We start from the raw sequence: 1,052 nt of genomic DNA, 5'->3' as shown, positions 1-1,052 counted from the left end.
CGCGCGGCCGGGCTGCCCTGCGGGGGCACGCCGGTCACCGCGCCGAGCGCGACGGCGGCGCAGGCGCTGGCCAGGACCCCGCCGGTGGCGGAGCCGAGCACCGCGAGGACGCTGCGTCCCGGGTCGGCGGCGGGGGAGCGGAACGGCATGCCGGTCCGGCGGAGCACCCGCTGCCAGTCCACCGACCCGAGCCCGTGGACGACGACGGGCAGCAGTGCGTACGTCGGCACCGGCCGCTTCTCAGGGGCAGGGCTGCGCCGGATGCCGTGGCGCAGCCCCGGGGGCCGCCGCAGCACCGTGGGGCGCACGGGCACAGGAGACCGCGGGCGGGCCGGGGGCCGCACGGGCGCCGCGGGCGTCGGGTCGAGGAGCTGGTCGGTCGGGTGGGGCGTCCGGTCGTCGGTCCGGTCCTGCTGCACGGGGCACCTCCGCTCTGGCGTGCGAGCGAGTATCACCCCGCCGGGGTCAGAACCGGAACGGCTTGGGCGGCGCGCCGAGGGCGGCGCGCGGGCACTCGGCCAGCGTCAGCCCGCCGAAGCCCAGGGCCTCGTCGCTGAGCCGCTCGACGCTCCACCCCTCGCCGTGGCCGAACTGGGTGATCGTCACCCGGTACAGCGTGATCTCGTAGCGGGTGGGGGTGCCGTAGGCGACCTGGATGGCGCCGACCAGCTCGGCGCCGGCCGCGTCGGGGGAGCCCTCCCAGGGCCGGTCGTAGCGGGACCAGGTCGTGGTCGAGGAGTGCCAGAGGCCGCCGGTCGCGACGTCGCCGAGGCTGAGCTCGACGAGGATCGCCCGGGCCGCGCCCTCGGGCACGATCGCCGCCGGGCGGATCACCTCGGTGATCACGCCCTCGCCGTAGGCCTGTGCTGCGAGCAGGTCGACACCGTCCACGAGGTCCTCTTCTCCGTCGCGCCCGACCAGGAAGGCCGGCCCCCGCCTTGTCGTCGGCACGCCGACGCCTCGGCTTGAGCCGCAGGGCGGGTGCGGGGCGGTGCGGGGCGCAGGCGGCAGCGCCGGCCGGGTCCCGGCCGGGTGCCCGGCGCGGCGGGCTG

General features: G+C 78.3%; 2 protein-coding genes. Both read right to left on the bottom strand.

Translation table 11 applies throughout. The annotated features are described in order from the left end of the window. Positions 1-230: hypothetical protein (locus tag WCS02_RS20570; RefSeq protein WP_340296178.1), on the bottom strand; the 230-nt coding region annotated here is incomplete at its 3' end. 235 nt (positions 231-465) lie between these two features. Further along, complete coding sequence (locus WCS02_RS20565; RefSeq protein WP_340296177.1) at positions 466-951, bottom strand: hypothetical protein; 486 nt, start codon at positions 949-951, stop codon at positions 466-468. Between the last annotated feature and the right edge of the window lie 101 nt (positions 952-1,052).

The sequence above is a fragment of the Aquipuribacter hungaricus genome, from assembly GCF_037860755.1.
GTDB classification, from domain to species: Bacteria; Actinomycetota; Actinomycetes; order Actinomycetales; family JBBAYJ01; genus Aquipuribacter; species Aquipuribacter hungaricus.
This window is presented reverse-complemented; position numbering and strand designations above follow the sequence as displayed.